Source organism: Acinetobacter sp. TGL-Y2 (assembly GCF_001612555.1).
Classification (GTDB): domain Bacteria; phylum Pseudomonadota; class Gammaproteobacteria; order Pseudomonadales; family Moraxellaceae; genus Acinetobacter.
The window spans coordinates 1,109,279-1,133,083 of sequence record NZ_CP015110.1; the positions used below are offsets into that span (position 1 = coordinate 1,109,279).

Annotated in this window: 22 protein-coding genes and 2 pseudogenes; 15 read left to right on the plus strand and 9 right to left on the minus strand. The window is 40.3% G+C overall.

The window, feature by feature from the left end; all coding sequences use genetic code 11:
* Nucleotides 1-9: 9 nt before the first annotated feature.
* A complete protein-coding gene (locus AMD27_RS05140) occupies nt 10-936 on the minus strand; it encodes an NADP-dependent oxidoreductase (RefSeq protein ID WP_067657237.1) in 927 nt (308 codons plus the stop codon).
* Between the two features lie 219 nt (nt 937-1,155).
* Between AMD27_RS05140 and ahpF the strand changes: the two genes are divergently transcribed.
* On the plus strand, nt 1,156-2,721 hold the full coding sequence (ahpF, locus tag AMD27_RS05145) for an alkyl hydroperoxide reductase subunit F (RefSeq protein ID WP_067657240.1): 1,566 nt from the start codon (nt 1,156-1,158) through the stop codon (nt 2,719-2,721).
* Nucleotides 2,722-2,851: 130 nt separating this feature from the next.
* On the opposite strand, the gene AMD27_RS05150 is transcribed toward ahpF, so the two are convergent.
* The gene (locus AMD27_RS05150; protein ID WP_067657243.1) at nt 2,852-3,523 is read right to left on the minus strand and encodes an FMN-dependent NADH-azoreductase; all 672 of its coding nucleotides are present in this window, start codon (nt 3,521-3,523) and stop codon (nt 2,852-2,854) included.
* A gap of 68 nt (nt 3,524-3,591) precedes the next feature.
* Here AMD27_RS05150 and AMD27_RS05155 point away from each other — a divergent pair, with 68 nt between their 5' ends.
* Nucleotides 3,592-4,524 (plus strand): LysR substrate-binding domain-containing protein, encoded by a 933-nt coding sequence (locus AMD27_RS05155; RefSeq protein WP_228140714.1) that lies wholly within the window; start codon nt 3,592-3,594, stop codon nt 4,522-4,524.
* A 194-nt stretch (nt 4,525-4,718) separates the two neighbouring features.
* The gene (locus AMD27_RS05160) at nt 4,719-5,642 is read left to right on the plus strand and encodes a metal-dependent hydrolase (protein ID WP_067657250.1); all 924 of its coding nucleotides are present in this window, start codon (nt 4,719-4,721) and stop codon (nt 5,640-5,642) included.
* Nucleotides 5,643-5,820: 178 nt separating this feature from the next.
* Here AMD27_RS05160 and AMD27_RS05165 read toward each other — a convergent pair whose 3' ends face one another.
* Together AMD27_RS05165 and yegQ are read right to left on the minus strand one after the other, a co-directional pair.
* A complete protein-coding gene (locus AMD27_RS05165; RefSeq protein WP_067657253.1) occupies nt 5,821-6,087 on the minus strand; it encodes a YfhL family 4Fe-4S dicluster ferredoxin in 267 nt (88 codons plus the stop codon).
* A 72-nt stretch (nt 6,088-6,159) separates the two neighbouring features.
* Nucleotides 6,160-7,551, minus strand: coding sequence for a tRNA 5-hydroxyuridine modification protein YegQ (gene yegQ, locus AMD27_RS05170; protein WP_067657256.1), 1,392 nt, complete (start codon nt 7,549-7,551; stop codon nt 6,160-6,162).
* A 171-nt stretch (nt 7,552-7,722) separates the two neighbouring features.
* Here yegQ and AMD27_RS19060 point away from each other — a divergent pair, with 171 nt between their 5' ends.
* The 3 genes and pseudogenes from AMD27_RS19060 to AMD27_RS18015 all read left to right on the plus strand — a co-directional run bounded on the left by AMD27_RS19060 (nt 7,723) and on the right by AMD27_RS18015 (nt 9,094).
* The gene (locus AMD27_RS19060) at nt 7,723-7,866 is read left to right on the plus strand and encodes an ArsR family transcriptional regulator (RefSeq protein ID WP_228140715.1); all 144 of its coding nucleotides are present in this window, start codon (nt 7,723-7,725) and stop codon (nt 7,864-7,866) included.
* Between the two features lie 240 nt (nt 7,867-8,106).
* A pseudogene (locus AMD27_RS05180) lies at nt 8,107-8,532 on the plus strand (arsenate reductase ArsC).
* A gap of 373 nt (nt 8,533-8,905) precedes the next feature.
* A complete protein-coding gene (locus AMD27_RS18015) occupies nt 8,906-9,094 on the plus strand; it encodes a hypothetical protein (RefSeq protein WP_081405926.1) in 189 nt (62 codons plus the stop codon).
* Here AMD27_RS18015 and AMD27_RS05185 read toward each other — a convergent pair.
* Nucleotides 9,068-9,481, minus strand: coding sequence for a MerR family DNA-binding protein (locus AMD27_RS05185; RefSeq protein ID WP_067657259.1), 414 nt, complete (start codon nt 9,479-9,481; stop codon nt 9,068-9,070). The genes AMD27_RS18015 and AMD27_RS05185 overlap by 27 nt on opposite strands.
* Nucleotides 9,482-9,557: 76 nt before the next feature.
* Here AMD27_RS05185 and AMD27_RS05190 point away from each other — a divergent pair, with 76 nt between their 5' ends.
* Both AMD27_RS05190 and AMD27_RS05195 read left to right on the plus strand, forming a co-directional pair.
* Entirely contained in the window at nt 9,558-10,205 is a 648-nt protein-coding gene (locus tag AMD27_RS05190; protein ID WP_067657262.1) for a cation transporter, read from the plus strand.
* 392 nt (nt 10,206-10,597) lie between these two features.
* Nucleotides 10,598-11,160, plus strand: a pseudogene (locus tag AMD27_RS05195) (TetR/AcrR family transcriptional regulator).
* Between the two features lie 440 nt (nt 11,161-11,600).
* Here the strand turns inward: AMD27_RS05195 and AMD27_RS05200 are convergent.
* Nucleotides 11,601-12,380, minus strand: coding sequence for a ferredoxin--NADP reductase (locus AMD27_RS05200; RefSeq protein WP_067657265.1), 780 nt, complete (start codon nt 12,378-12,380; stop codon nt 11,601-11,603).
* A gap of 105 nt (nt 12,381-12,485) precedes the next feature.
* On the opposite strand from AMD27_RS05200, the gene tsaA reads away from it, so the two are divergent.
* From tsaA to AMD27_RS05225, 5 genes are all read left to right on the plus strand, one after another.
* The gene (gene tsaA / locus AMD27_RS05205) at nt 12,486-13,196 is read left to right on the plus strand and encodes a tRNA (N6-threonylcarbamoyladenosine(37)-N6)-methyltransferase TrmO (protein WP_067657268.1); all 711 of its coding nucleotides are present in this window, start codon (nt 12,486-12,488) and stop codon (nt 13,194-13,196) included.
* 331 nt (nt 13,197-13,527) lie between these two features.
* Nucleotides 13,528-15,285 carry a GspE/PulE family protein gene (locus tag AMD27_RS05210; protein WP_067657272.1) on the plus strand — a complete coding sequence of 586 codons (1,758 nt, stop codon included), beginning with the start codon at nt 13,528-13,530 and terminating at the stop codon, nt 15,283-15,285.
* 172 nt (nt 15,286-15,457) lie between these two features.
* The gene (locus tag AMD27_RS05215) at nt 15,458-15,820 is read left to right on the plus strand and encodes a NirD/YgiW/YdeI family stress tolerance protein (RefSeq protein WP_067657275.1); all 363 of its coding nucleotides are present in this window, start codon (nt 15,458-15,460) and stop codon (nt 15,818-15,820) included.
* A gap of 180 nt (nt 15,821-16,000) precedes the next feature.
* Complete coding sequence (locus AMD27_RS05220; protein WP_067657278.1) at nt 16,001-16,672, plus strand: response regulator transcription factor; 672 nt, start codon at nt 16,001-16,003, stop codon at nt 16,670-16,672.
* 121 nt (nt 16,673-16,793) lie between these two features.
* Nucleotides 16,794-18,110 carry a sensor histidine kinase gene (locus AMD27_RS05225; protein ID WP_228140716.1) on the plus strand — a complete coding sequence of 439 codons (1,317 nt, stop codon included), beginning with the start codon at nt 16,794-16,796 and terminating at the stop codon, nt 18,108-18,110.
* A 210-nt stretch (nt 18,111-18,320) separates the two neighbouring features.
* Here AMD27_RS05225 and hemP read toward each other — a convergent pair whose 3' ends face one another.
* Nucleotides 18,321-18,491 carry a hemin uptake protein HemP gene (gene hemP, locus AMD27_RS05230; RefSeq protein ID WP_067657283.1) on the minus strand — a complete coding sequence of 57 codons (171 nt, stop codon included), beginning with the start codon at nt 18,489-18,491 and terminating at the stop codon, nt 18,321-18,323.
* 136 nt (nt 18,492-18,627) lie between these two features.
* On the opposite strand from hemP, the gene AMD27_RS05235 reads away from it, so the two are divergent.
* Nucleotides 18,628-19,527, plus strand: coding sequence for an NUDIX domain-containing protein (locus AMD27_RS05235; protein ID WP_067657286.1), 900 nt, complete (start codon nt 18,628-18,630; stop codon nt 19,525-19,527).
* Between the two features lie 35 nt (nt 19,528-19,562).
* On the opposite strand, the gene AMD27_RS05240 is transcribed toward AMD27_RS05235, so the two are convergent.
* Nucleotides 19,563-20,150 carry a hypothetical protein gene (locus AMD27_RS05240; RefSeq protein ID WP_067657288.1) on the minus strand — a complete coding sequence of 196 codons (588 nt, stop codon included), beginning with the start codon at nt 20,148-20,150 and terminating at the stop codon, nt 19,563-19,565.
* A 68-nt stretch (nt 20,151-20,218) separates the two neighbouring features.
* Entirely contained in the window at nt 20,219-22,621 is a 2,403-nt protein-coding gene (gene mrcB, locus AMD27_RS05245) for a penicillin-binding protein 1B (protein WP_067657291.1), read from the minus strand.
* A gap of 241 nt (nt 22,622-22,862) precedes the next feature.
* Between mrcB and AMD27_RS05250 the strand changes: the two genes are divergently transcribed.
* Complete coding sequence (locus AMD27_RS05250; protein ID WP_067657294.1) at nt 22,863-23,804, plus strand: NAD(+) kinase; 942 nt, start codon at nt 22,863-22,865, stop codon at nt 23,802-23,804.
* Nucleotide 23,805: the final 1 nt, after the last annotated feature.

Consider the following 23,805-nt stretch of genomic DNA (forward strand, 5'->3'; position numbering starts at 1 on the left):
GTACTCATTTTAGGTTAAGACAATGACAATTTTTCCAGAGACATGCCCGCTTTGGCTTTTTAAATGAGCGGCTGCCACATCATCAAAATCAAAGACTTGGTCAATGACAGGTTTTAGCTTTTGCGCTTGAATCAGTTGATGTACCGCAGGTGCTGGATTGCCTTGCACACCGCGCATAAAGAAAAATTTACGTTGATCAGGTGTGTGCTCGTAAGTTAAGCGATGTTGCTGTTCATCTGAAACCAAAGAGATCAATGTTCCAGTCGGACTGAGCAGTGCCCATGAATCAATTTGGGTTTTGCCACCGACACTGTCTAGAATTAAATCGTAGTTTTCTGAATTTTTACTTAAAACTTGATGGTGATAATCAATTAAATCATCTGCACCTAAAGTTTGAAGCAAGTCAAAATTGTGTGACGATGCCGTAGTTGTAACATGCGCGCCGATACTCTTTGCAATTTGAATTGCAGCTGTCCCCACGCCACCAGCGCCTGCATGAATCAGTACACGCTGATTCGCTTTTAAGTTACCTAAAGTGACCAATGCTGAGTATGCAATTTGACTTCCACTAGCAAGACTTGCAGCTTCTGCAAAATCTAAAAACTCAGGAATAATATTCATCACACTTGGATCTACAGCCACATATTCGGCATAACTGTGCTGTGCACGGCCATAGACTTGGTCACCGACTTTAAATTCGGAATTTGCATCTGTAACTTCTGAGACTATGCCTGAAAATTCAGCGCCTAAAGTCACTGGAAATTGTAAAGGTATAAATTTTTGCATCACGCCACTTCGAAGCTTCCAGTCAATCGGATTGATCCCAAAAGCTTTAACCTGTACCAGCACTTCACCAGATTTCAATGCTGGACGTTCTATCTCATTTATTTTAAGGACTGACGGTTCGCCGTAATGTTCAAATTGGATTGCTTTCATTTTATTCATCTTATTTGCTGTAATAATCCAGCTTAAAACGAATGCTAGAAACTCGACAGCCGTATTAATAGAAAGCTTTGTTGCAAAAATAGAGCATTTTAAAAAGTTTAAATCTATTTTTCAGATTGTTTATATAAAAACAAACTGTTTTACCTATTTCATGTTTTGCTCTACTATGGCTGTATTCAATAAACATTTACTCCTTTGGAGACGTTAGCCATGTTAGATCAAAATACTTCCGCACAACTTAAAACACTTCTTGAACGCTTAGAAAGCCCTATCGAAATCGTGGCAACCTTAAATGATTCTGATAAATCAAAGCAAATTAAAGAATTGGTAGAAGAAGTCGCAGCTTTATCTGCATTGGTGACTGCACGTTTCGACGGTACAAATAGCCGCGCACCAAGTTTTGGTATCGCGAAAATGGGTGAACAACCTCGTGTTAATTTCGCAGGTTTACCCATGGGTCATGAGTTCACCTCGTTAATCTTAGCATTGTTACAAGTATCAGGTTATGCACCAAAAGTCTCTGATGAAGTCTTGGCGCAAATTAAAGATTTGAATATAAAAGCTGACTTTGATGTATTTGTATCGTTGAGCTGTCATAACTGCCCAGACGTGGTTCAAGCACTCAACTTGATTGCAATTAACAACCCAGGCACAACAGCAACCATGATTGATGGTGCATTCTTCCAAGATGAAGTTGAAGAACGTAAAATCATGGCCGTTCCGATGTTGTTCCAAGACGGTGAGCATATTGGTCAAGGTCGTATGACTTTGGAAGAAATCATTGCCAAGTTAGATACCAACTCTGCTGCGAAAGACGCTGAGAAATTGAATGCCAAAGAAGCCTTTGATGTATTGGTGATTGGTGGTGGTCCTGCAGGGAATACCGCAGCCATCTATGCTGCTCGTAAAGGCATCAAAACAGGGATCGTAGCTGAGCGCATGGGTGGTCAAGTCATGGATACCATGGACATTGAAAATTTCACTTCAGTGCAAAAAACACAAGGTCCTAAGTTTGCAGCCGAAATGGAAGCACATGTACGTGAGTACGGTGTCGACATCATGAACCTGCAACGTGTGAAATCAATTGTGGGTGCAGACCAAACTACGTATGGCAATGTTGAAATCACTTTGGAAAATGGTGCAAAACTTGAATCGAAAACCGTGATCCTCTCTACAGGTGCACGTTGGAGAGAAATGAATGTACCAGGCGAGCAAGAATACAAAACTCGTGGTGTTGCCTACTGCCCGCATTGTGACGGCCCACTGTTTAAAGCTAAACGTGTTGCGGTGATCGGTGGTGGTAACTCAGGTGTAGAAGCGGCGATTGATCTTGCAGGGATTGTTGAGCATGTAACACTGGTTGAATTTGATACCAAACTTCGTGCTGACCAAGTGCTTCAAGACAAATTGAATAGCTTACCCAACACCACTGTGATCAAAAATGCCTTATCGACAGAAGTGGTGGGTGATGGCAAACAAGTAACTGCTTTGAAATACAAAGACCGTGCAACTGATGAAGAACATACGGTTGAACTTGCAGGGATCTTTGTACAAATTGGTTTGTTGCCGAATACGGATTTCTTAAAAGACTCGAATGTTGAACTGAGTAACCGCGGTGAGATCATCATTAATGATCGTAACGAAACCAATGTCAAAGGAGTATTTGCTGCAGGTGACTGTACCACTGTGCCTTATAAGCAAATCATTATTGCCACAGGTGAAGGCGCAAAAGCATCATTGTCTGCTTTTGATTATATGATCCGTTCGGGGCAGTAATTCTCAAACCGCAGGGTCAATATCTAAAGGATGTTGACCCTGAAACAAGTTAAAAAAGTATCAGATCAATTAGATACTCTCATTTTACAGGAACTTCGGACGCTAACATCCAAGTTCCTTTTTTTATGTCTTAGATTGTTCTTTTATCTTTAAGTAGTAATTGCTCCACTAAAGTATTCACTTCTAATTCCGCTTGCAGAATGGATTCAGCGAGCTTATCGCCACCATATTCTTGGTATTCAATCGCAATGTCATGAAATTGCTGAATGCCAATAAAGTTGAAAGCAGTTTTAATCGAAGGCTCTACATGGTTTTGAAATGGAGCATACTCATCAAAGTCATGGCCACCTCGCGAGGATAAAATCACCATGACTTTGTTATTATTTAATAAGCCAATATAGGGTTGATCAAGTGTTCCATCAAAACGATAGGTTTTGTTTATACGAACAATATTATCAATATAAGCTTTCAGGTGTGCAGGAGGTCCAAAATTATACATTGGCACGCCTACAACAATAATATCTGCCCAATGCAGTTCTTTTATCAATAGATCACTTAATGCAAGATGCTGTTGTGCTTCAGTTTGCGATTTGGCATAGCCAAATTCAGAAATTAACCATTGTTCATCGATTAACTTGGGAGGATTTTTTCCTACATCACGATGCTTAATGATGCTATCGGGTTTGTTGGATAACCAAGTATTGACAAATAATTCGGTGAGTCTTCTTGTTTGAGATCCATGAGGAACTTGACCCGCAATGCCTGTACGTGGGCTTGCATCGATTCTTAAAATATTTGTCATATGCTTTACTCGAATGAAAAATTCACTTCGAGTATGGGATTCAGACGATCACGTCACAAACGATTAAAATGTATGTTATAACTGAATTTGATTCATCTATAAAAATTACAACCAATATGCAAATCCAATATTCCCTTGAGCAATTGCTGGCTTTTCAATATGTCGCAGAGGATTTAAGTTTTAAAAAAGCTGCGGAGCGTCTACATTTAACACCGACAGCACTCAGTCATAGAATCAAGAAACTAGAATTAGCCTTAGAGCTAAAATTATTTGAAAGACGAACACGAAAAATTATTTTGACTGCTGAGGGGGAATTCTTACTTAAGCATGTACAGGCAGGTTTTGTACAGATTCAGCAAGCCATTGACCATCTTCAGGCACATAAACAAAGATTATTTACGATTACAACTATTCCAACTTATGCGACAGAATGGCTGATTCCATATTTACCAGATTTGCAAAGGCTTTATCCTGAAGTGATGTTTAGAGTTCATGCCAGCTACGACGTTGTGAATATGCATACTGGGCAATATGATCTTGCTATTCGGTATGGTATGGGCGGCTATCAAGATCTCCGATCAAGCTTATTGGCAAAAGATGAATATATTGCAGTGTGTCATCCTTTCTTACTAAAAGAGCCAGTTAAATGGGATGCTGTGCCACTCATTCACTTTTCTTGGGGAGATGAGTATTGTCCTAAACGCATTAATTGGCAAAAGTGGTATCAACAACAGGATCTACACATTGATTCATCACAACGACAGGTTTTTTATAACGAAGAGGGACATGCCATACGAGCAGTATTGGCAGGTCAAGGCGTTGCATTATTGAGTAAAGTAGCAGTGGCACACTATCTTAAAAATGGCAGCTTAGTTCAGGTCTCTCCATTGGGGCTTGAAGCCTTAGATTATTATTTTGTTAGCCTGCTAAATGTAGATAAATTGACGCTAGACATTGAAGCATGGTGTAGAGAAAAGTTACTAAAAACCTTAGACAGATGAATCATTCACAATGATGCTGGCTGATGAGTATAAATATATTTTGAATGCATAAGTCTAAACATGAAGTATTTCTACCTTGGATTTCAGTTTGCATTTAAATTGGTCAATATTTTCATTTTTTTTTTAATTAAGCCAATTGCATCTCAAATAATCTGTTTAATATAAATCTAAAATAAAGATAATGAGAGAATGGCTTGAATACTCTAGCAATTAAGATTACCCCACGCGCTGTTGATTTTAACTTTGACCAATCTTCAATACATTGGATTCCCAATGATCCATTTTCATCGCACACTTATAATGCGATTAATCTGCTGCTTCCTGCAGGTGAGTTTTGGTTTTGCCGTGTCTTCAATAAAGCTTTACCCTTAATTCAAGATGAGACATTAAAAATCGACGTGAAAGCATTTATTAAACAAGAAGCAACTCATGCACGTGCGCATATTGTAGGTCAGAAATTCATGCAAGCTCATGATTATGATCTAAAAAAAGGATTAAATACTGCTGAAGCGATCTTCGGACAGTTACTTTCAGATCGGCCCTTTGGTTTGGCTTTATTTAACAATAAGTTGATTGAGTCATATTGGTTGATCACCCGTGTGGGCATCATTGCTGCTATTGAGCATTTTACGGGGGTTATTGGTCAATGGACGCTTGATCATAGCAGCAGTTGGGATAAAAATAATGCTGACCCTGAAATGAGCGATTTGTTTCGATGGCATTTGGCTGAAGAAGTCGAACATCGAAGTGTCGCATTTGATTTATTTCATCATCTGCTCCAGAACAAATTCGGTTTTTATATTTCACGCCAAGTATTAATGGCAGCTGTCTTTCCTATCTTTATGTATTTGATGGTCGATATTGGGCGCAGTCTAGCACGTCAAGATAGTCTTGAAGACATGCAGAAACTTGCCAAAGCCAATATCTTTAAAATGTTGTGGGAGTTACAGCGGACAGGGCGTAGAACAGGAAATGTTCCCACATTTACCTTTTTAGCCAAATCTGTGGTGCGCTGGTTATCGCCGAGTTTTCATCCTGAATCTGAAGGTAACACTGAACAGGCACTGGCATATTTTAAAGTTTCACCTGCTGTACGAGCAGCTCAAGTTACAACCTAAACATTAAAAGAATAGAAAGCCAAAGTGTCTCCATACACTTTGGCTTTGAGCGCTGTCTTTTTATTTTCTTATTCTTTTTTGTTTTAGGCACTTCCAATGTCGAAACATAGAGCGCTGTTGTTATTCATCTCGCTATTTAGCGTTTAACATTTTAAGCCTATCTGTTGCTCAGACACGATCAGGAAGCAAGGGGTGGGATTAGTAGATTTAAAGCCTTAAATTTTTCCAGAAGTTGTTGCTCACTCTCTTTATATTCAGGATGTTGCTCAATGCAATTGATTGGACAGACATCCACACAGGTTTGTGTTTTATAAAAACCGACACATTCGGTACAGCGTAAAACATCGATTTGATAAATTTTATCGCCTTCGGAAATGGCATCGTTGGGGCATTCTGGCGTACACATATCACAGTTGATACATTGCTCAGTAATTTTCAAAGCCATTGCATTCTCAAGTTAAATTTATCCTACTGATTCTCAAAAAACCTCGACACTCTTCTAAACATTCACAACGCACTAACTTGCGACATACGCCAATGAAGGTGCTGAAATGTCGATGTTTGAGCTTGGCAAATGCCGAATGAGTAGGGCATAACTCATATCCACTTCAGCGGGTACAGGAACATAAACCAGATGACCTGAGCCTTTAGCTTCAAGAATTGCATTGCCTTTTTGATCATTCATCGAGATTAAGTCAAAAATGATGTTTCCAGAGGGTGTCATCAGCTCTAAAGTATCACCAACGACAAAGCGATTTTTGACCTCAATTTTGATGTGATCACCGCATTGCTCTAGCACTTCACCGCAAAATATTTGATGATCAAAACGTGAAGATCCGTGTTCATAGTTTTGATATTCACTGTGCACATGACGACGTAAAAAACCTTCGGTATAACCACGGTTGGCTAAACCCTCTAGCTGAGTCATCAGTGTGGGATCAAAAGCCTTGCCTTTTAAGGCATCATCAATTGCTTTACGGTAAATTTGAGCGGTACGTGCACAATAAAAATAAGATTTGGTACGACCTTCAATCTTAAGCGAATGAATGCCCATTTGGGTTAAGCGCTCGACATGTTGAACAGCACGTAAGTCTTTCGAGTTCATAAAATAGGTGCCGTGCTCATCTTCTTCAGCGGCAAATAAATCTTCATCATTTCGTTGCAATAAGACAGGCTGATCAAATTGATGCTGCAGTTGCATGTGCACTTCATCTGCATCTTTTGAGCAACAGTCAGAAGATCTATTTTTAACGGGAATAACATCACCCGTTGCATCTTCTTCGGCGTCTAAAATTTTGTATTCCCAACGACACGCATTGGTACATGCCCCCTGATTGGCATCGCGTTTATTCATGTAGCCAGACAACATGCAACGTCCTGAGTACGCCATACAGAGCGCACCATGCACAAAGACTTCAATTTCCATATGAGGGACTTGGGTTTTAATTTCTTCAATTTCATCGATGGATAATTCACGTGACAAAATGACGCGAGTTAAACCCATATTTTGCCAAAATTTCACCGTCGCCCAATTGATCGCATTGGCTTGCACAGATAAGTGAATATCCATTTCTGGAAAATGCTCACGCACCATCATGATTAAACCTGGATCAGACATAATCAGTGCATCGGGTTGCATTGCAATAATGGGAGTTAAATCTCGAATAAAGTTTTTGAGCTTGGCATTATGCGGCTGGATATTCACCACTACATAGAATTTTTTACCCAAGTCATGCGCTTCAGCAACGCCAATTTTTAGATGCTCATGATCAAATTCGTTATTACGCACGCGTAAGCTATAACGTGGCTGACCAGCATAAACCGCATCTGCACCATAGGCAAAAGCATAACGCATATTTTTAAGCGAGCCAGCAGGAGAGAGTAGCTCTGTCACATGGGAAAGGGTCATCAGATTAAAGGCATACTAAAATATGGCTTTATTGTAAGTGTTTGAAAAATAGATTCAACCTAGTAAATAACTCGGGATTAGGGCAAGTTTTAATTTAAATATCGCAAAACAGATTTAACTCAGCCAGTATATATGGAGGTTCGAATATGCATATGTGTGAGTGTGTTGAGCATGGATCAAATTGATTTTTTTAAATGTCTTGCAGATCGAACGCGTTTAGATATTTTGATATTCATCGTGAAACAAGGTGAGCGCTGTGTCTGTGACTTCATAGCTGTAATGAATTTGAGCCAACCGAAAATTTCACGATATTGAACATTCCTTCACGCCACACAAATTATCCAAGACCGACATCTAGGGCAGTGGATCTATTACAGCTTACATGCGGATTTATCGACATGGTGTACAGACGTTTTAAATCGAATCGCGCAGGAGAATTCGCGTTTTGAATCGGATGCATTTAATACCTAAATACAAACCAATATTTATAACTAAATCATTGGATTAATTGTGAATTTTTATTTTAATGTATAGAAAAATAACTGCCGTAGCATCTTGTCTGAAACGATCTTTAATGCTAGAGAATCCGAAGGTTGGAGCACTTGTAGTGCGAGTCAGCCTTCTGGACAGGTCAATCCGTTGAGTCTAGAGACTTTGGAAAAACTTAGAATCTCGACCGAAAATCTATGGAGTAAAACCATGGAAGAGTGTGAGCAGTTTAATCCACAAGTGGTGGTGACGGTGTGTGATTCCGCCGCTCAAGAAGCATGTCCTTTATATCTGGGAAGTGCAATTAAAGTGCATTGACGACTTGATGATCCATCACATTTAGACTTGCCACATGAGGAAAAAATGCAGGCATTTATGCAGACTGTTGAGCATATTCAGCGCAGATTTGATGCTTTTTTTGCGCTTGATATTCAGTATTTGGGCAAAGAACAATGGATTCTAGAAATTCAAGATATTGCTTCAATTCAATAATCCATGCAGTGATGGATGAGAATTTGATGAAATTTGCTTAGAAATCGATTGTATTTTAAATGCCAATCTAACAACAAAAATGCATTGTGTATTCTTAAGCCTTTTTCTATTCAAAATAAATCAGTAAAAGATCATCTATCGCGTCTATTTAAATATAAGTTGTTGTGAGTTCTGAACGTATAACACGCTCCATCGAGCGAAGCTTCACTTCATTATTGATAGAGTTGTACATTATATCGTGCTTCACGAATGTCTTTTTTAGATCAAAAACTGATACTTTGGATTTTTGTTGACATGGCTTTGGGTGTCGGCGTTGGCATTGACTTGTCGGGTATATCTAATCAGCTTCATCAGAGACGTATCGGTTTAATAAATGAATGCTCACATTGTGGATATCATTGAAGAGCTATCCAAATTTACGCTGTTGAGCCTAGTTCAGTCGAGTGATCTGACGGATCGTTATTTCGAGCGTAAAGAATCTGCGGAAGAATTATCTAAGCGGGTGAATCAAAAAAACATTAAATCAAAGCACTTGTTAATCCTCCGCTTCCAGTTGTTTTAAAATATTGCAATGGTCGATGGTGCTTTGGGTATTGCAGGATTGTCTTAACTGCTGGAGTTGTAACTGAAAACGTTGCAACTCCGCAATTTTGGCATCGACTTGTTCAAGATGATGATCAATAAGTTCATTGACCGCATTACAATCTTGATCGGGCTGTTGCTCAAGTTCTATTAAACGTTGAATTTCTTTTAATGATAAATCTAAAGCCCGACAACGCTGAATGAAAATCAGGCGTTTAAGTGCCTCATCATCATAATAACGATAATTATTGTCGCCACGTAATGTGGGCTGAATCAGATTTTTCTTTTCATAAAAACGAATGCTGTCTGCACTCAAATCTGTCTTTTTGACCAAATCACGCATTAAATAATGAATCTTAGTGTTCATGGCTTGACCTTGGAGTTAGACCATAGTTTTTAATCAGTTTAATACAACTGACTAACAAAACAACAGGAGCGAAAGTATGGCATGTAACTGTAGTCATGAACCGGCACCGATCAAACCCGACAGCAGGTTTCGTACTGCGCTCTGGATTGCCTTGGTCATTAATTTGGCGATGTTCATGGTTGAAGTGATGGGTGGCATGTATGCCAACTCGGCAGCTTTGTGGGCAGATGCGCTAGACTTCTTTGGAGATGCAGCGAATTATGCCATCTCGCTGGCTGTATTGGGTGCAAGTTTGTACTGGCGAGCAACAGTGGCATTGATTAAAGGCGTGACTATGGCGTTGTTTGGTTTCGTCGTGATTGCGAAAGTGGCTTACAACTACATGCAGGGTATTCCGCCAGAAGCGATCACCATGGGGGGTATTGGTGTTTTGGCTTTAATTGCCAATGTGATTGCCGCAGTGATTTTGTACCGTTTTCGAGATGGCGACTCGAATATGCAGTCTGTTTGGCTATGTAGCCGTAATGATGCAATTGGCAATGTCGCGGTGATTTTTGCTGCGTTGGGTGTATTTGGTACAGGCAGTATGTTGCCCGATATTATTGTTGCCGTCATTATGGCGGGTCTAGGGCTGAGTGCAGGTTATCAGGTCATCAAGAAATCCTTAATTGAACGTCAGCAAAATATTACAACTGAGAAGACAGCCAAGACAACGTGTAGTTAAAGAACGATGCGTTATTCAAGACATTATTCATGGCACGATTCATCAAGGTATGACTCAAGACACGGCGTATAGGTAAAAGCGAGAGTGATTTCATTCTTGAGTTTAGGCATAGGTGGGAGCTTCAATAGTGCCTATCGCCTAAATATTGAGCGTTCTATATACATTTGTCATTAAACGACTGGGATATGACTTGGGCTGACATCCATTTGATGATACTTCATCATTCAGGTTGATGAATTCACGCTATTATTTGAATTTTTACTGATGAAGTTTGCAGGATAAATGAGGAAGATCGGCTATAATTGAATATCGCAGCGGATGTAGTTTAAATACGTTTATTATTTATCAGCCAAGCGCTTAGTCTTTAAAGTGTGGTGCATCAGGTACAGTAAATGTTAAAGAAGCAAGACATCATCAACGTTGTACTGAATCTATTCAATGCTTATAGGTATAATTCAATCGGAATTGACCGAATTATTAGCGAATCCAATGTCGCTAAAATGACCTTTTATAAATATTTTCCATCTAAAACAAAATTAATTGAAGCATGCCTCGTGATTTAAAATCAGCATTTGCAGGCGTCATTAGATGCTGCATTATCGGAGTATGATCCTCAGGATTATTTTTCGCTTATTAAACTGATTTTTACTTGGTACGATGCTTGGTTTCGAACAGAAGATTTCAATGTGTGCATGTTCCAAAAAGCCGTAGAAGAAATTTCAAAAGTTATCCCTCGTCTTTACAGCCTACATTTGAATATAAAGTATGGTTGCAATCAATGTAAGCTTAGTCATGCACTGCATCAGCTAGGCATCAAACAAGCAGATCAGCTGGCTGCTTTTTATCCTGTATTTTAGATGGAATGACCATTCAGGCATAAATGGATGCTCAGCAAGTCCATTTAGAGGATTATTGGAAGCGTGTTGAAACATTGACCCAGTTGGAACGGGTTTAATTGGCTGTAAATACATGTTTAAAGAACAGTCTACGTTTTAATCCATATCTTGATCAATTTATTAAGTCATGCTTTAACCCCAATTTCGATTAATGATGTAAGCGCCAAAAAAAGCGCGATTATTTGGAGTAATCGCGCTGTGCTGATAAGAATTAAACTTTGGACGTCTTCTCAGATTTATTTTTCCCTCTGAATGTCACAAGTCATGTTGTAGTTTCATAAAATGTAGACAGATCTGTCTATATTTTGTGAAAGTATAAGGGATTTAAGGCAAGAAGCAATATCTATATTGAATTTTTTAAATGATTTTTATACCAAAAGACAAAACTAAATCACTATTTTTTATGATTATTTAAGTATTAAAAAATATTAGTTTGAACTTATAAAAAAACCGAAGCAGATGCTTCGGTTTTTTTGATTGAAATTAAAATCTGTCTATTTTATTTTTCAACGAATGCTCGTTCAACCACATAGTCACCTAGAACACCCATTTTCGGAGATTCTTTTAAACCATGTTGATCTAGAAGCGCCACGACATCTTTTAAGAAGGCTGGACTACCACAAAGCATTGCGCGATCTGTTTCTGGATTAAAACGTGGTAGGCCAATTTTCTCAAAAATTTCGCCAGTTTCAATCGCTGTGGTTACGCGCCCTCGGTTTGGATATTCTTCACGAGTCACAGTTGGGTAGTAAATTAATTTTTCTTTGATGCCCAATTCTTCAAAAAACTCATGGCTTGGTAACTCATTTAAAATCAAATCTTGATAAGCCAATTCAGAAATAAAGCGCGTACCATGAACCACAATCACTTTCTCAAAGCGCTCATAGGTCTCTGGATCACGAATGGTTGATAAGAAAGGGGCAAGACCGGTACCTGACGATAAAAGATATAAGTTTTTACCCGGGTTTAGGTCGTCAAGAACCAAAGTACCTGTCGGTTTTTTAGAGACTAAAAGTTCATCGCCTACTTTTACTTTTTGCAAAATAGAGGTTAAAGGACCATCAGGCACTTTAATTGAGAAAAACTCTAACTCTTCCTCGTAGTTGGCACTCGCGATTGAATACGCGCGCATTAAAGGCTTACCATTGACTTCCAAGCCAATCATCACAAATTGACCATTTTTAAAACGTAACGCCGTGTCTCGGGTGGTTTTAAAACTGAATAACGTGTCATTCCAGTGGTGAACGTGAGTAATCTTTTCGACGTTGAAAGCAGCCATTAAAGGTCTCAATAAATTATCAAATTAGAACAGCTTACTATTCTAATCTAAAATCATTCTCGATAAACTGAATATATTGAATTGAACTTATCAGAAAAAGTGATTATGATTGAAGTGAAAATGCCCATTATTGGTTATATGCAATCTCCTTATTTGGAGAAATTTGGGATTCCTCGTCAGCCGAATTTGGTACAGGTGGAATCCTATGTTGAAATGTCGGAACCGTATAATGATTTATTGGCATTTGAAGGGATCGAAGAATTTAGTCATCTTTGGTTGATCTGGCAGTTTCATGACAATAAGAACCAATCAGACTCAGACAAATTTCGTCCGCAAGTGCGTCCACCTCGTTTGGGGGGTAATCAAAAAATCGGCGTGTTTGCCACACGGAGTATGTATCGACCTTCACCAATTGGATTGTCTGTGGTTCAATTCAATAAACTAGAAAAAGTCGGTAAATCGCTTCGAGTTTATGTGACGGGGAGTGATCTGTTAAATGGTACACCCATTTTAGATATTAAACCGTATATCCAGTATTCAGATGCGGTTCAAGGTGCTCAAAGTGGTTATGCTCAGGATGAGCCTGAGATGAAAGCTGTGCGATGGTCATTCGAGGCCGAACAGATTAAACAAGATCTACTTCGTCAGCAGAAAATAACCCAACAGCATGTGGCTGAGCTAGAAGCTGTGTTGTCTTTAGATCCAAGACCTGCATATCAAGCCGATGCAGAGCGAATTTACGGTATGAACTTTGCAGGAATTGAAGTTAAATTTAAGGTCGATGAAGAGGGCGTGGAAATCCTGAATATCGTTTAGCTTAAGCATAGATGCTCGATTTAAAAGGTCATGTAGATCAAGTGTTTTTTTAACATTGAGTGATTATGCTAACCTGGTGTTTGGATATACCTAATACTTGGATTTCGGGCAAAACACTTTAAAGATTTACGCTTAAAATGGGTTGAGTATTTCTCTGGTCGCGTTTATCTATTCTTAGATTTAAACATGATCTATTTCGATGTTGAGTAGCATATTTAAAGCGCAGTACTTATAAAATATACAGGACTTTGGGTTGAATTATTTTAATTCGATTAAAGTGAATCATGACCCGAATTTGCTATAGTCGAGTCAAATTTTGGGGCTAAAAAGAATGAACTTTAATTTTGAAATTGATACCACATGGTGCTTGGAACAATTATTAAAAGACGGACGAATCTCAGAGCGCGATAAACTTTTGGTGCAAACCACGCATCGTCAACGGGAACAATTAAAATGGCATCCTTTACAGTGGATTTCACACTTTAATCTAAGTGACCATGCGGCGCCGCAGAGTCGTTTAACGCTGACGGCTTTATGTCAGTGGCTGGCGATTAAAGCAGATATGCCTTGGTATGTGATTGATCCCTTGAAAGCAGATGTGGCGGCACTTACCCAAGTCATGTCACAAGAATTTGCAGTTAAAAATAATATCTTGGCCGTTGAAGTGCAACACGATCAAGTTTTGATTGGAACAGATCAGCCTTATTTGAGTGATTGGCTACATAACCTGCAACAGAGTTTAAGTCCCAAGAAAATTGTGAAAGTATTGCTCAGTCCTGAGCAGTTAAAACGCTATATTGTTGAATATTATCAAGTCAGTCGTGCAGTAAACTCATCACAGAAAACCAGTGCCTATGATGCACAGAGTAAAAATGTAGAAGCACTGTTACAGTTGGGAGATGCACAGAACCCCGATGCCAATGATCAACACATTGTGAAATTGGTCGATTGGGTTTTACAGTTTGCTTTTGAGCAGGGTGCAAGTGATATTCATCTTGAACCACGCAAAGAAAAAGGCAAAGTTCGCTTTCGTATCGATGGGGTGTTGCATACCATTTATAATATGCCTGCCAATACGCTCACTGCGGTGATTTCCCGCATTAAAATTTTAGGTCGGATGAATGTCGCAGAAAAGCGCCGCCCGCAGGATGGGCGATTAAAAACCCGGACACCCAAAGGCGTTGAAACTGAACTACGCTTATCGACTTTGCCTACGGCATTTGGTGAAAAGTTGGTCATGCGTATTTTCGACCCTGAAGTATTGGTACGCAGTTTCCAACAACTGGGTTTCGATGAGCGTTTATTGGATCAATGGCACAGCTTAACTCAGCATAGCCACGGCATTATTTTGGTGACGGGTCCAACAGGCTCTGGTAAAACAACCACACTGTATTCTTCACTGAAACAGCTTGCTACAGAGCAGGTCAATGTCTGTACCATCGAAGATCCAATTGAGATGTTAGAGCCGAGTTTTAACCAAATGCAGGTCAACCCAGGCATTGAACTCGGGTTTGCTGATGGTGTCCGCGCTTTAATGCGTCAAGACCCTGATATTATTATGGTCGGTGAGATTCGAGATCACGACACTGCCAATATGGCGATTCAAGCGGCGCTTACTGGGCATCTGGTGCTATCGACCTTGCATACCAATGATGCTCCTTCAAGCCTGACGCGGTTACATGATCTGGGCGTTCAGCCTTTTCTAAGTGCCGCAACTATTTTAGGGGTATTGGCGCAGCGTTTGGTGCGTCAGCTGTGTACACACTGTAAAGAAAAATCCAATATTAACGCGCAAGAGTGGGAACATCTAACCTTTGATTATATTATGGAGATGCCCGAACAGGTCTATCATGCCAAAGGTTGTGATGTGTGCAGACACACCGGCTACAAAGGACGTGTCGGCATTTATGAATTTATGCCAGTAAGTTTAGAAGCAAAGCAGAAAATCAGTGCGCATGCCAATTTAGATGAACTTCGTGCCCAAGCCAAAAAAGAGGGCGTTGAGCCTTTACGCATTGCGGGTGCGCGTAAAGTCATAGACGGAGTAACTACTTTAGAAGAAGTGCTTCGGGTCGTGCCTTTAAATTAATCTGGACATGCGGTGAAATAAGCAATGGGGTGAAATAAGCAATGGGGTGGAATATACAGTTTGAAAATAAACTGCCATAACTTTTAAAATGATCATTTCTTAAGATTCACCTCATCTTGGTTTGGTTTAATGTATCTATCGAAAACACGAAACTAAAGATGAAGGTGATCACATGAACGTATTCAATCAAGCTTTAATTGCCGCAACACTGGTCACTGCAACCACATTTGCTGTAGCCGATACCGCAGTAAATAAAAGTGCCATTACCGCTGTGTCGACTACAACTGTGAAACAGGCGTTAACGCTCAAAGATGACAGTAAAGTACAGTTAAAAGGCTACATTGTAAAAGCCACGGGTGATGAGAAGTACCAATTCCGTGACCACACAGGCAGTATTAATGTCGATATTGATGATGAGTTATGGAATGGAAAGGCTATTTCTGCAAAAACACCGGTGGTGATTACAGGCGAAGTCGATATCGATTATAAACCTGCGAAACGTATCGAAATTGATGTGGACGCTGTGCAATTCTAAGGTCTAGCTCATTCTTGACTGACGCATGAATTTAAATCCAGAGATGCGTGAAGATCAAAAAAAAACCACATTGTCATGATGTGGTTTTTTTATAGAGATTGATTGTTCAAAAGAGGTTTTTTCAGGCATGCTATTTAAAAGTACCGATCTATAATCTAGTGATTAAAAAATGAGAAAGTGATGCGAATATTATTGGCTGAAGATGACGCTTCTCAAGCAGAAAGCATTCAATCGTGGTTAGCGCTCGATGGCTATAATGTCGATTGGGTCGATCGTGGCGATTATGCTATACATGCGATAGAACAGCATCAATATGACTGTATTTTACTGGATCGTGGTTTACCCAAAGCCACAGGTGATGAAATATTGCAGGTGCTACGTAAAAATAATATCGAAACTCCCGTGATTTTTATCACGGCACAAGACAGTATTCATGACCGTGTGCAAGGTCTGGATTTGGGTGCCAATGACTATTTGATTAAACCTTTTAGTTTAGAGGAGTTATCCGCGCGTGTTCGCAGTCAACTGAGGCAGAAACAACAGCAGGCTTCACATCAAATTCACTATGCAAATTTAAATTTAGACACTCAGGCTAAAGTGGTGACGCAAGATCAAAAGACTGTGAACTTGACCGCTAAGGAATATCAGATTTTATATAAATTGATGCAGAAACCTGAGCATGTGGTGACACGAGAGCAACTTGAAGAATCCCTGTATGCATGGGGAGATGAAATCGAAAGCAATGCAATTGAAGTGTATATTTATCAATTGCGCAAAAAAATTGGCAGTGAATTGATTAAAACCATTCGTGGACTCGGTTATCGTATGAATCAAGCATCTTCATTAAAATAGATATTTAGTGATGTTGATAAAACCATTTTCCTAGCAAAAATCTCTAGCTCACTTGAGACAGTTATCGATGTCAGATCAGCCAAAAAACGTGTCATTACAAAAAAAATTAGTGCAATCATCCATGTTCAGTTCGATGCTTGCAGGGCTAATTGCGCTGGCACTTTTAATTGGTCTTTCATTTTATCAAACCATGCAATTGCATGATCAAATGATGGATGAGATTTCTGAAATTTTGCTCAGCTCAGATATTAGCGTAGGTCAGCGCCAAGCTTCTGGTGCAGATTTAGATGAACTCAGTGAGCAGTTTGATATCGATTATCAGCTGAAATTGCCTCATCAGTTGCTAACAGAAACAGATCATTTTGAAAGCTATGCAGGTCAAGCTGAAACAGTCCTGTATGATCATGAGCAGTTTGCATTGGTCTGGTTAGATGGACAGCTTTTAAGGCGTTATCAAGCTCTTGAAGATGATCAAACGTTGACCATGTATCAACCGATGCTGGCGCGTTTTCAAGAGCTTGCAATGAGTAGCTTGGGGTATTTGGGCATACTGAGTATTTTGTGGTTATTACAATGGGGAATTGTGCACTTTGCAATTAAACGCCAATTTAGATCTTTACTAAAACTCTCAACAGACATTTCTGAGAAAAATGCCGCAGACTTAAGTCCTATTCAACAGCCACAGCCTGAACTTCAAGAATTACAACCGATGGTGATGCAAATTAATCAGATGCTCAGTCGTTTAGAGCAATCTTTACTGGCAGAGCAGCGCTTTACTTCGGATGCCTCGCATGAATTACGCTCGCCGCTGTCCGCGATTCAGATGCGCTTGCAACTGTTAAACCGAAAATATGGGGAGATCGATCCCGCTTTAAGCCAAGGCTTTAAGCAAATTCAGGCGGATGTCAGCCGAGGCAGTAATGTGCTCGAAAATTTACTTCTGCTTGCACGTTTAGATCCATCCGATGCCAAACAGCTTCCGCGCCAAACGGTGCAGATGGATGCTGTTGTAGAAGCGGTGCTTAACATACTGCACCCTTATGCTTTGCAAAAGCAGATTGATTATCAGCTTGAGCTTAAAAATGTCAGTCTTGAAGCAAATAAAGAACTGATTTTGATCTGTATACGCAATCTGGTCGACAATGCCATTCGCTATTCCGAACCAGGCGGAATAATTAAGATGGAGTTAAATCCGCAAAACTCTAGTGTGCATTTTAAGATAGAAAATGCGGGGCAGGGCTTAAGTGATGCGGTGTTAAAACGGTTAGGAGAGCGCTTTTATCGAGAACTGGGCACCAAAACTCAAGGTTCAGGTTTGGGGCTTTCGATTTGCAAAAAAATCATCCAATTACATGGCGGCAAGATTGAGTTTTCAGCCTCAAATTTGGGCGGTTTAAAGGTTGATGTTGCTTTGCCTGTACAGCCTGAATATTTTTAATCAATCGCTTGTTTATTTCATTGTTCATCAAGACGTCTGTATTAAATTTAAAGATATAAGGATTGAAGTGCATGCTTAAATGCTCATGCTACCCATCAAAATTTAGACCAGATTTAAAATAAAGCTAAGCGTTAAACGAGCATTAAAAAAGCAGTATGCGCTGATTCATACTGCTTTTTTCCACGATTATTGTTGTGAATTATTGTTATTTTATTTGGTCAGAATGAGGCGGTTGTTACGGGTTAAACGTAAACGATATTCTTCTCCTGCATGCATAATGCGAATTTCACGGCCCAAGGCAAATAAGTTGTTGGAATGTAGCATTGGAAGTGATGGATGTGTTTCATTATTACGGGTAAATAAGCTAAATGGTGCGTTCATTCCTTCGACTCCGTGGTATGTGTTGAACGATTTAAATGATAATCATTATCGAATAGAGCTGTCAACGATAATTTTACTCATTTATAAAAAAACCATATTTGCTTACACTTGGATAAACTTGTAAAAGCTGAAGCGCATGAATAAACCCATTGTAAATGTTGCGATTGCATTGATCTTACATCGAAATAAAGTACTGGTCGGATGGCGCAAAGGAACGCAACATCAAGGCAATAAATATGAATTTCCAGGCGGTAAAGTCGAACATGCTGAATTGCCTGTGGAAGCTTGTCGCCGTGAAATACGTGAAGAAGTCGGCATCGATATCACCAGATGGCATCCATTTGATGTGATTCGATATGAATATGATGACCTCCATGTGCATTTACATATTTTTCACAGCATGCTTTCGCTTGCGCAATTGAATGAAATTCAACACCCATGGACATGGTACAACCGAGCAGAATTAAAGGATCTGGCGTTCCCCAAGGCCAATGACCGCATCATTCAACGTCTAAACTGGTCTAAATATCTTAAAATTTCAGCAGATATAAATGATCTAGAAGGCTTGAATCATGACACATGGATGTATTTAAGAGCAGCGCCAACGACTGATCTCATACAAGTAATCAATGCGCTTCCAGCCTCAAACCTCAATCAGCTAATCGTTAACATTGAACTGTGGCAAGCGCTCGATACATCGGTTCAACAGCATCTGGCGGCAGTACAGATTAAGCATGACCAATTAATGCGTCTCAATGCGGGGGCATTGCCTTTAGGAATTCGCAGCATCGCATCGTGTCATGATACGCTTTCAGTTGAACAAGCGCGAAACATCGGCTGTGATGCCATGATGTTGAGTCCAGTTCACACGACAGCGACTCATGCAGATGCTAGGCCTTTGGGCTGGGAGCAGTTTGTACAGCTTTGTTTAATCGCTGAGGTGCCTGTTTTTGCACTTGGTGGTTTAAGCCCTTCAGATTTAAAGCTCGCAGAGCAATACGGGGCATATGGGGTCGCCGGCATTCGGCAGTTTTAATCCAAAAAAAATCTCTTCAGAAGAGATTTTTTTGATTATAAAGCTTGTATACGCGCCTGTGCTTCTTGAATGGTTTTCGCATTTTTTTGCAACTGTGCTGATTTTAAAATAATCTGCCACAGTTGACGCTTCATGCTATTGGTTTGTGCATAACTGAGTCCTCTTCTAGCTAAGGACTCTGCATTGCTGGCTTGATTTTTATGATTTGAAATCATTGCCAAATACATATAAGTTTCTGCAGATTGCGGCGCAAGGCGCTGAGCATGCATTGCAGCTTGTTCAGCTTCATTCCATTTGCCTTGCTTAAATGCTGTTTGAGTCTGTTGCATTAGTTGTTTAAATGCAGGCAACTGACGACCATCATCAAATTTTTGCTGGGTTTGTTGCTGTGGTGGTATTACGACTTGCAATTGTTCGCGTTTAATCTCAGGACGTTCATAAGGGGTAATTTTAATCCCCTCAGGAGTTTTAACCTGAGGTACGCTTTCTGTTTTAGGCAAGTTTTGCGTTTGCGTCGGCTTTTGAACGGAAGTGGACTGACAACCCACCAAAGAGATACTACCCCCTGAGACCAGACACAATGATAAAAAGCCTGATTTAAACCCTAATTTAGACCCTGTCATACGCTATACCTATTTTCAAACATGTACGTATCTGGAACGTGTACGTATCACGAATTAAACACTTTAATTTAAGGTTGAAAACTGCCACTCGAAATCACACGGCTATTGGAATTGGATAATTCTTGTTCCATTTCACTTTCACTTTCTCGAATGTAGTTTTCAATACTATCTTCAGATGGATTGGTTTCAGGAACAGTTTGCGTATCAGGACTGTAAGTGGGTTCGACTTGATAATGCGGCAGGCCACACGCCGTTGCACGTTTAGGAATGGTATGACGCAGCAGCGGAATATACAGCGCGCCTTCACAGCCTTGCGCAGAGAGTTCACCGCTGCTTACATCAAGCCACTGCCACTGGACATTATCTGGTTGGCGCAAATTGACTGGCTTTTGGCGTAGTTGCTTCATCACGTTAATCCAAACGGGCAGTGCACCGGATGTACCTGTCAGCCCAGTCACTTTATTGTCATCTAGACCCAGCCATACCACAGCCAGATTGTTTCCAGAGTAACCTGCAAACCATGAGTCACGTGTGTCATTGGTGGTGCCTGATTTTCCTGCCAAATTCAAACTGGTGGGTAGGCTGTTATATGCAGCTTTGCCTGTACCGGCAGTCATTACACGTTGTAAACCATAGTTCAGCAAGTAAGCTGCTGAAGGGTCAATGGTTTGTTGTACATTCAAACTATAGCGATCGAGTGCTCGACCATTTGAATCCACCACCGAACGAATCGATTTATTTGGATATTTAAAACCACCTGTTGCAAAGTTACCGTAAATACTCAGCACTTCCATGGGTGACATATCCACAGCACCCAAGAAAATAGACGGGTAGCTTGGAATATTGGAAGTGACTCCAAATTTAGACAAATTATTACTGAAACTGGAGAGTCCGAATTCTTGTCCTAAACGCACAGCAGATAGGTTATATGAATTGGCAAGTGCTTGTACCATTGGTACATAACCATAACCACTTCCGCTATAGTTTTTAGGCGTCCATGATTTGTTCCCATCGACGGGAATACTGATCGGACTGTCTTCTACCACGCTTGCCCAATTGTAGCGACCAGATTCTAATGCACTGAGGTAAATCGCAGGTTTGAGTAATGAGCCGACTTGACGTTTGGCATCAATCGCGCGGTTAAAACCGGTAAAGTCAGCCGTTGAACCGACTGCTGCAATCAATTCACCGTTTTCAGGGTGAGAGACTAATACTGCGCCTTGCAAGTTTTTCAAACGTGCAGGGTTGGCCTTAGAAATACGTGAAACCGTATCAATAAAAGAAGTTTGAATTTTGGTTTGTGCAATCGGATCTAAAGTGGTGAAAATACGTAGACCTTGATTGGTCAGATCCCCTTCTTGATACTCGGCTTTAAGCTGACGACGGACAATGTCCAAAAAGTCCGGAAAGCGAGCAGGGCCAATGGTCGGCTTGCTAATCACATTTAAAGGTTTTGCAGATTCGGTATCATACTGATCTTGGGTCAAATAGCCCATAACCAACATATTGTTTAACACAATATTGCGACGTTTTTTAGCGCTTTCAGGGTTACGCCAAGGATTATATAGACTAGGTCCTTGAACCAAACCAACCAAGAACGCTTGCTGAGCAATACTCAGTTCACGCAGCGGCAAACCAAAGTAAAACTGTGAAGCCAAACCATAACCATTGATAGAATAGTTGCCGTTTTGTCCTAGATTCACTTCATTTAAGTAAGCCTCTAAAATCTCATCTTTGTCATAATGCAGCTCAAGCAAAAACGCCATAAAGGCTTCATTAACTTTACGTTTTAGGGTACGTTCAGGCGTTAAATAGAAGTTTTTCACCAATTGCTGGGTTAAAGTTGAACCCCCTTGGCGTTTACCCCCCGTGATATTACTTACCACCGCACGGGCTGTACCACGCACAGAAACCCCGTGATGGTGATAAAAATTACGATCTTCAGTGGCAATCAAAGCCTGAATCAGTGGTTTTGGGACTTTATTGAGTTTAATCAGTACACGATCTTCATTGTGCTGCGGATAAATACCCCCAATCAGCATGGGTTCTAAACGAGCAATGCCTGTACTGGAAGGTTTGGTTGCCTTAATTTCAGAAACCTGTGCATCTGTAAATGCCACTTGCAAAATTTGTTCAGGTTCAACGCTATCACCGAAGTCGAACCCACGGGTATGCACAAAAACGGTATTGTCTTGAACCAAAAAGTTGCCGGGTTTGGTGTAATTTTCAGAATTTTTATAGCCGAGTAAACCCAATTCTTTTTGGAAATCCGCCTGATCAATCGGTGCATTGGCATACACTTCTAAAGGACGGGCAAATACTTTAGCTGGAATATCCCAGCGGTTGCCTTCAAATTTGTCACGAATGACATTATCTATACGAATAAGATAGATACTAAAAATGACAAATGCCGCAATGATCAGCACAGAAAAAAGGAGCGCAATTAAGCCAATACCACGTTCAGACTTCATAGATTAAGAGCATAACTCGAATTAGTTTGGCTCATCATGCGAAGCTTTTCATTTTTTTGCAATAATTAAACTGTGAAAATAAGCAATTAAAAAGCCGAAATTAATGCTTGAGAAGCAAGCCACTATGCTTCAAAGTAAGTGAAAGCATCTCGTTCATTTATACTTTAAGGGTAGGGTGACTGAACAGATTAAGCTCATTTGAAACAGATCTGTCAGATGTCAGATTGCATCTGTTAATGTTATGATATTCCCTCATTCTTCTGGAGCCGCGGCATACGTGCAACTTTCAGCCAAGACCTTTCGAAATATTGGACTCATTGGACGACCAGATAAATCATCGGTCGTGGAAACCTTAAGTCTGATTCATGATCATATTATCAGCTTAGGTTTACATCCAGTTTTTGACGCAGAAACTGCCAAACTCGTGCCTTATAAAAATACGCAAACTGTGAGCCGTGCTTTATTGGGTGAAGTGGTGGATTTGGTGATTGTGGTGGGTGGTGATGGTTCTTTATTACATGCAGCGCGCTCCTTAGTGAAATACAACACGCCTGTCATAGGCGTGAACCGAGGGCGTTTAGGTTTTTTAACCGATATCAAACCGACTGAAGTGCTGTTTAAACTCGATCAAGTCTTAAAAGGTGAGTTTCAGTTAGACCGCCGTTTTCTACTTGAAATTGAAGTTCGCAGTAAGAATGAGCTGATTTATGATGCCATTGCATTGAATGACGTGGTGCTGCATTCGGGTAAGTCGGTGCATATGATCGAATTTGATTTGCACATCGACGGTCAGTACGTCTACCGTCAGCATAGTGATGGTTTAATTGTCTCCACGCCAACAGGTTCAACCGCTTATGCACTTTCGGGTGGTGGCCCAATTCTGCATCCGAGTATGGATGCGATTGTCCTTGTACCGATGCATCCGCATACCTTATCCTCTCGACCGATTGTGGTCGGTGGCCAGAGTGAAATTAAAATCCAAATTTGTGAAAATCGCGTGTTACCGATGGTCAGTGCTGATGGTCAACACAGTATTTCACTGAATGAAGGGGATTGGTTGCACATTCGCAAACATCCTTTTAAGTTAATGCTATTACATCCACCAGGCTATGATTTTTATATGGCATGCCGTACCAAGCTTGGCTGGAATCAAGATTTTGAATCATTTCAACAACAGGATTGAC

Bases quoted from the DNA above. Each gene is read 5' to 3' on its own strand.
- AMD27_RS05240 (WP_067657288.1), bottom strand. From the start codon at position 20,150: ATGACAGGGTCTAAATTAGGGTTTAAATCAGGCTTTTTATCATTGTGT.
- hemP (WP_067657283.1), bottom strand. From the start codon at position 18,491: ATGAACGCACCATTTAGCTTATTTACCCGTAATAATGAAACACATCCA.
- AMD27_RS05140 (WP_067657237.1), bottom strand. From the start codon at position 936: ATGAAAGCAATCCAATTTGAACATTACGGCGAACCGTCAGTCCTTAAA.
- AMD27_RS18015 (WP_081405926.1), top strand. From the start codon at position 8,906: ATGAATGCTCACATTGTGGATATCATTGAAGAGCTATCCAAATTTACG.
- AMD27_RS05190 (WP_067657262.1), top strand. From the start codon at position 9,558: ATGGCATGTAACTGTAGTCATGAACCGGCACCGATCAAACCCGACAGC.
- ahpF (WP_067657240.1), top strand. From the start codon at position 1,156: ATGTTAGATCAAAATACTTCCGCACAACTTAAAACACTTCTTGAACGC.
- mrcB (WP_067657291.1), bottom strand. From the start codon at position 22,621: ATGAAGTCTGAACGTGGTATTGGCTTAATTGCGCTCCTTTTTTCTGTG.
- AMD27_RS19060 (WP_228140715.1), top strand. From the start codon at position 7,723: ATGGATCAAATTGATTTTTTTAAATGTCTTGCAGATCGAACGCGTTTA.
- AMD27_RS05250 (WP_067657294.1), top strand. From the start codon at position 22,863: ATGATATTCCCTCATTCTTCTGGAGCCGCGGCATACGTGCAACTTTCA.
- AMD27_RS05185 (WP_067657259.1), bottom strand. From the start codon at position 9,481: ATGAACACTAAGATTCATTATTTAATGCGTGATTTGGTCAAAAAGACA.
- AMD27_RS05165 (WP_067657253.1), bottom strand. From the start codon at position 6,087: ATGGCTTTGAAAATTACTGAGCAATGTATCAACTGTGATATGTGTACG.
- AMD27_RS05200 (WP_067657265.1), bottom strand. From the start codon at position 12,380: ATGGCTGCTTTCAACGTCGAAAAGATTACTCACGTTCACCACTGGAAT.
- yegQ (WP_067657256.1), bottom strand. From the start codon at position 7,551: ATGACCCTTTCCCATGTGACAGAGCTACTCTCTCCTGCTGGCTCGCTT.
- AMD27_RS05235 (WP_067657286.1), top strand. From the start codon at position 18,628: ATGAATAAACCCATTGTAAATGTTGCGATTGCATTGATCTTACATCGA.
- tsaA (WP_067657268.1), top strand. From the start codon at position 12,486: ATGATTGAAGTGAAAATGCCCATTATTGGTTATATGCAATCTCCTTAT.
- AMD27_RS05210 (WP_067657272.1), top strand. From the start codon at position 13,528: ATGAACTTTAATTTTGAAATTGATACCACATGGTGCTTGGAACAATTA.
- AMD27_RS05215 (WP_067657275.1), top strand. From the start codon at position 15,458: ATGAACGTATTCAATCAAGCTTTAATTGCCGCAACACTGGTCACTGCA.
- AMD27_RS05150 (WP_067657243.1), bottom strand. From the start codon at position 3,523: ATGACAAATATTTTAAGAATCGATGCAAGCCCACGTACAGGCATTGCG.
- AMD27_RS05220 (WP_067657278.1), top strand. From the start codon at position 16,001: ATGCGAATATTATTGGCTGAAGATGACGCTTCTCAAGCAGAAAGCATT.
- AMD27_RS05155 (WP_228140714.1), top strand. From the start codon at position 3,592: ATGTATGTTATAACTGAATTTGATTCATCTATAAAAATTACAACCAAT.
- AMD27_RS05225 (WP_228140716.1), top strand. From the start codon at position 16,794: ATGTTCAGTTCGATGCTTGCAGGGCTAATTGCGCTGGCACTTTTAATT.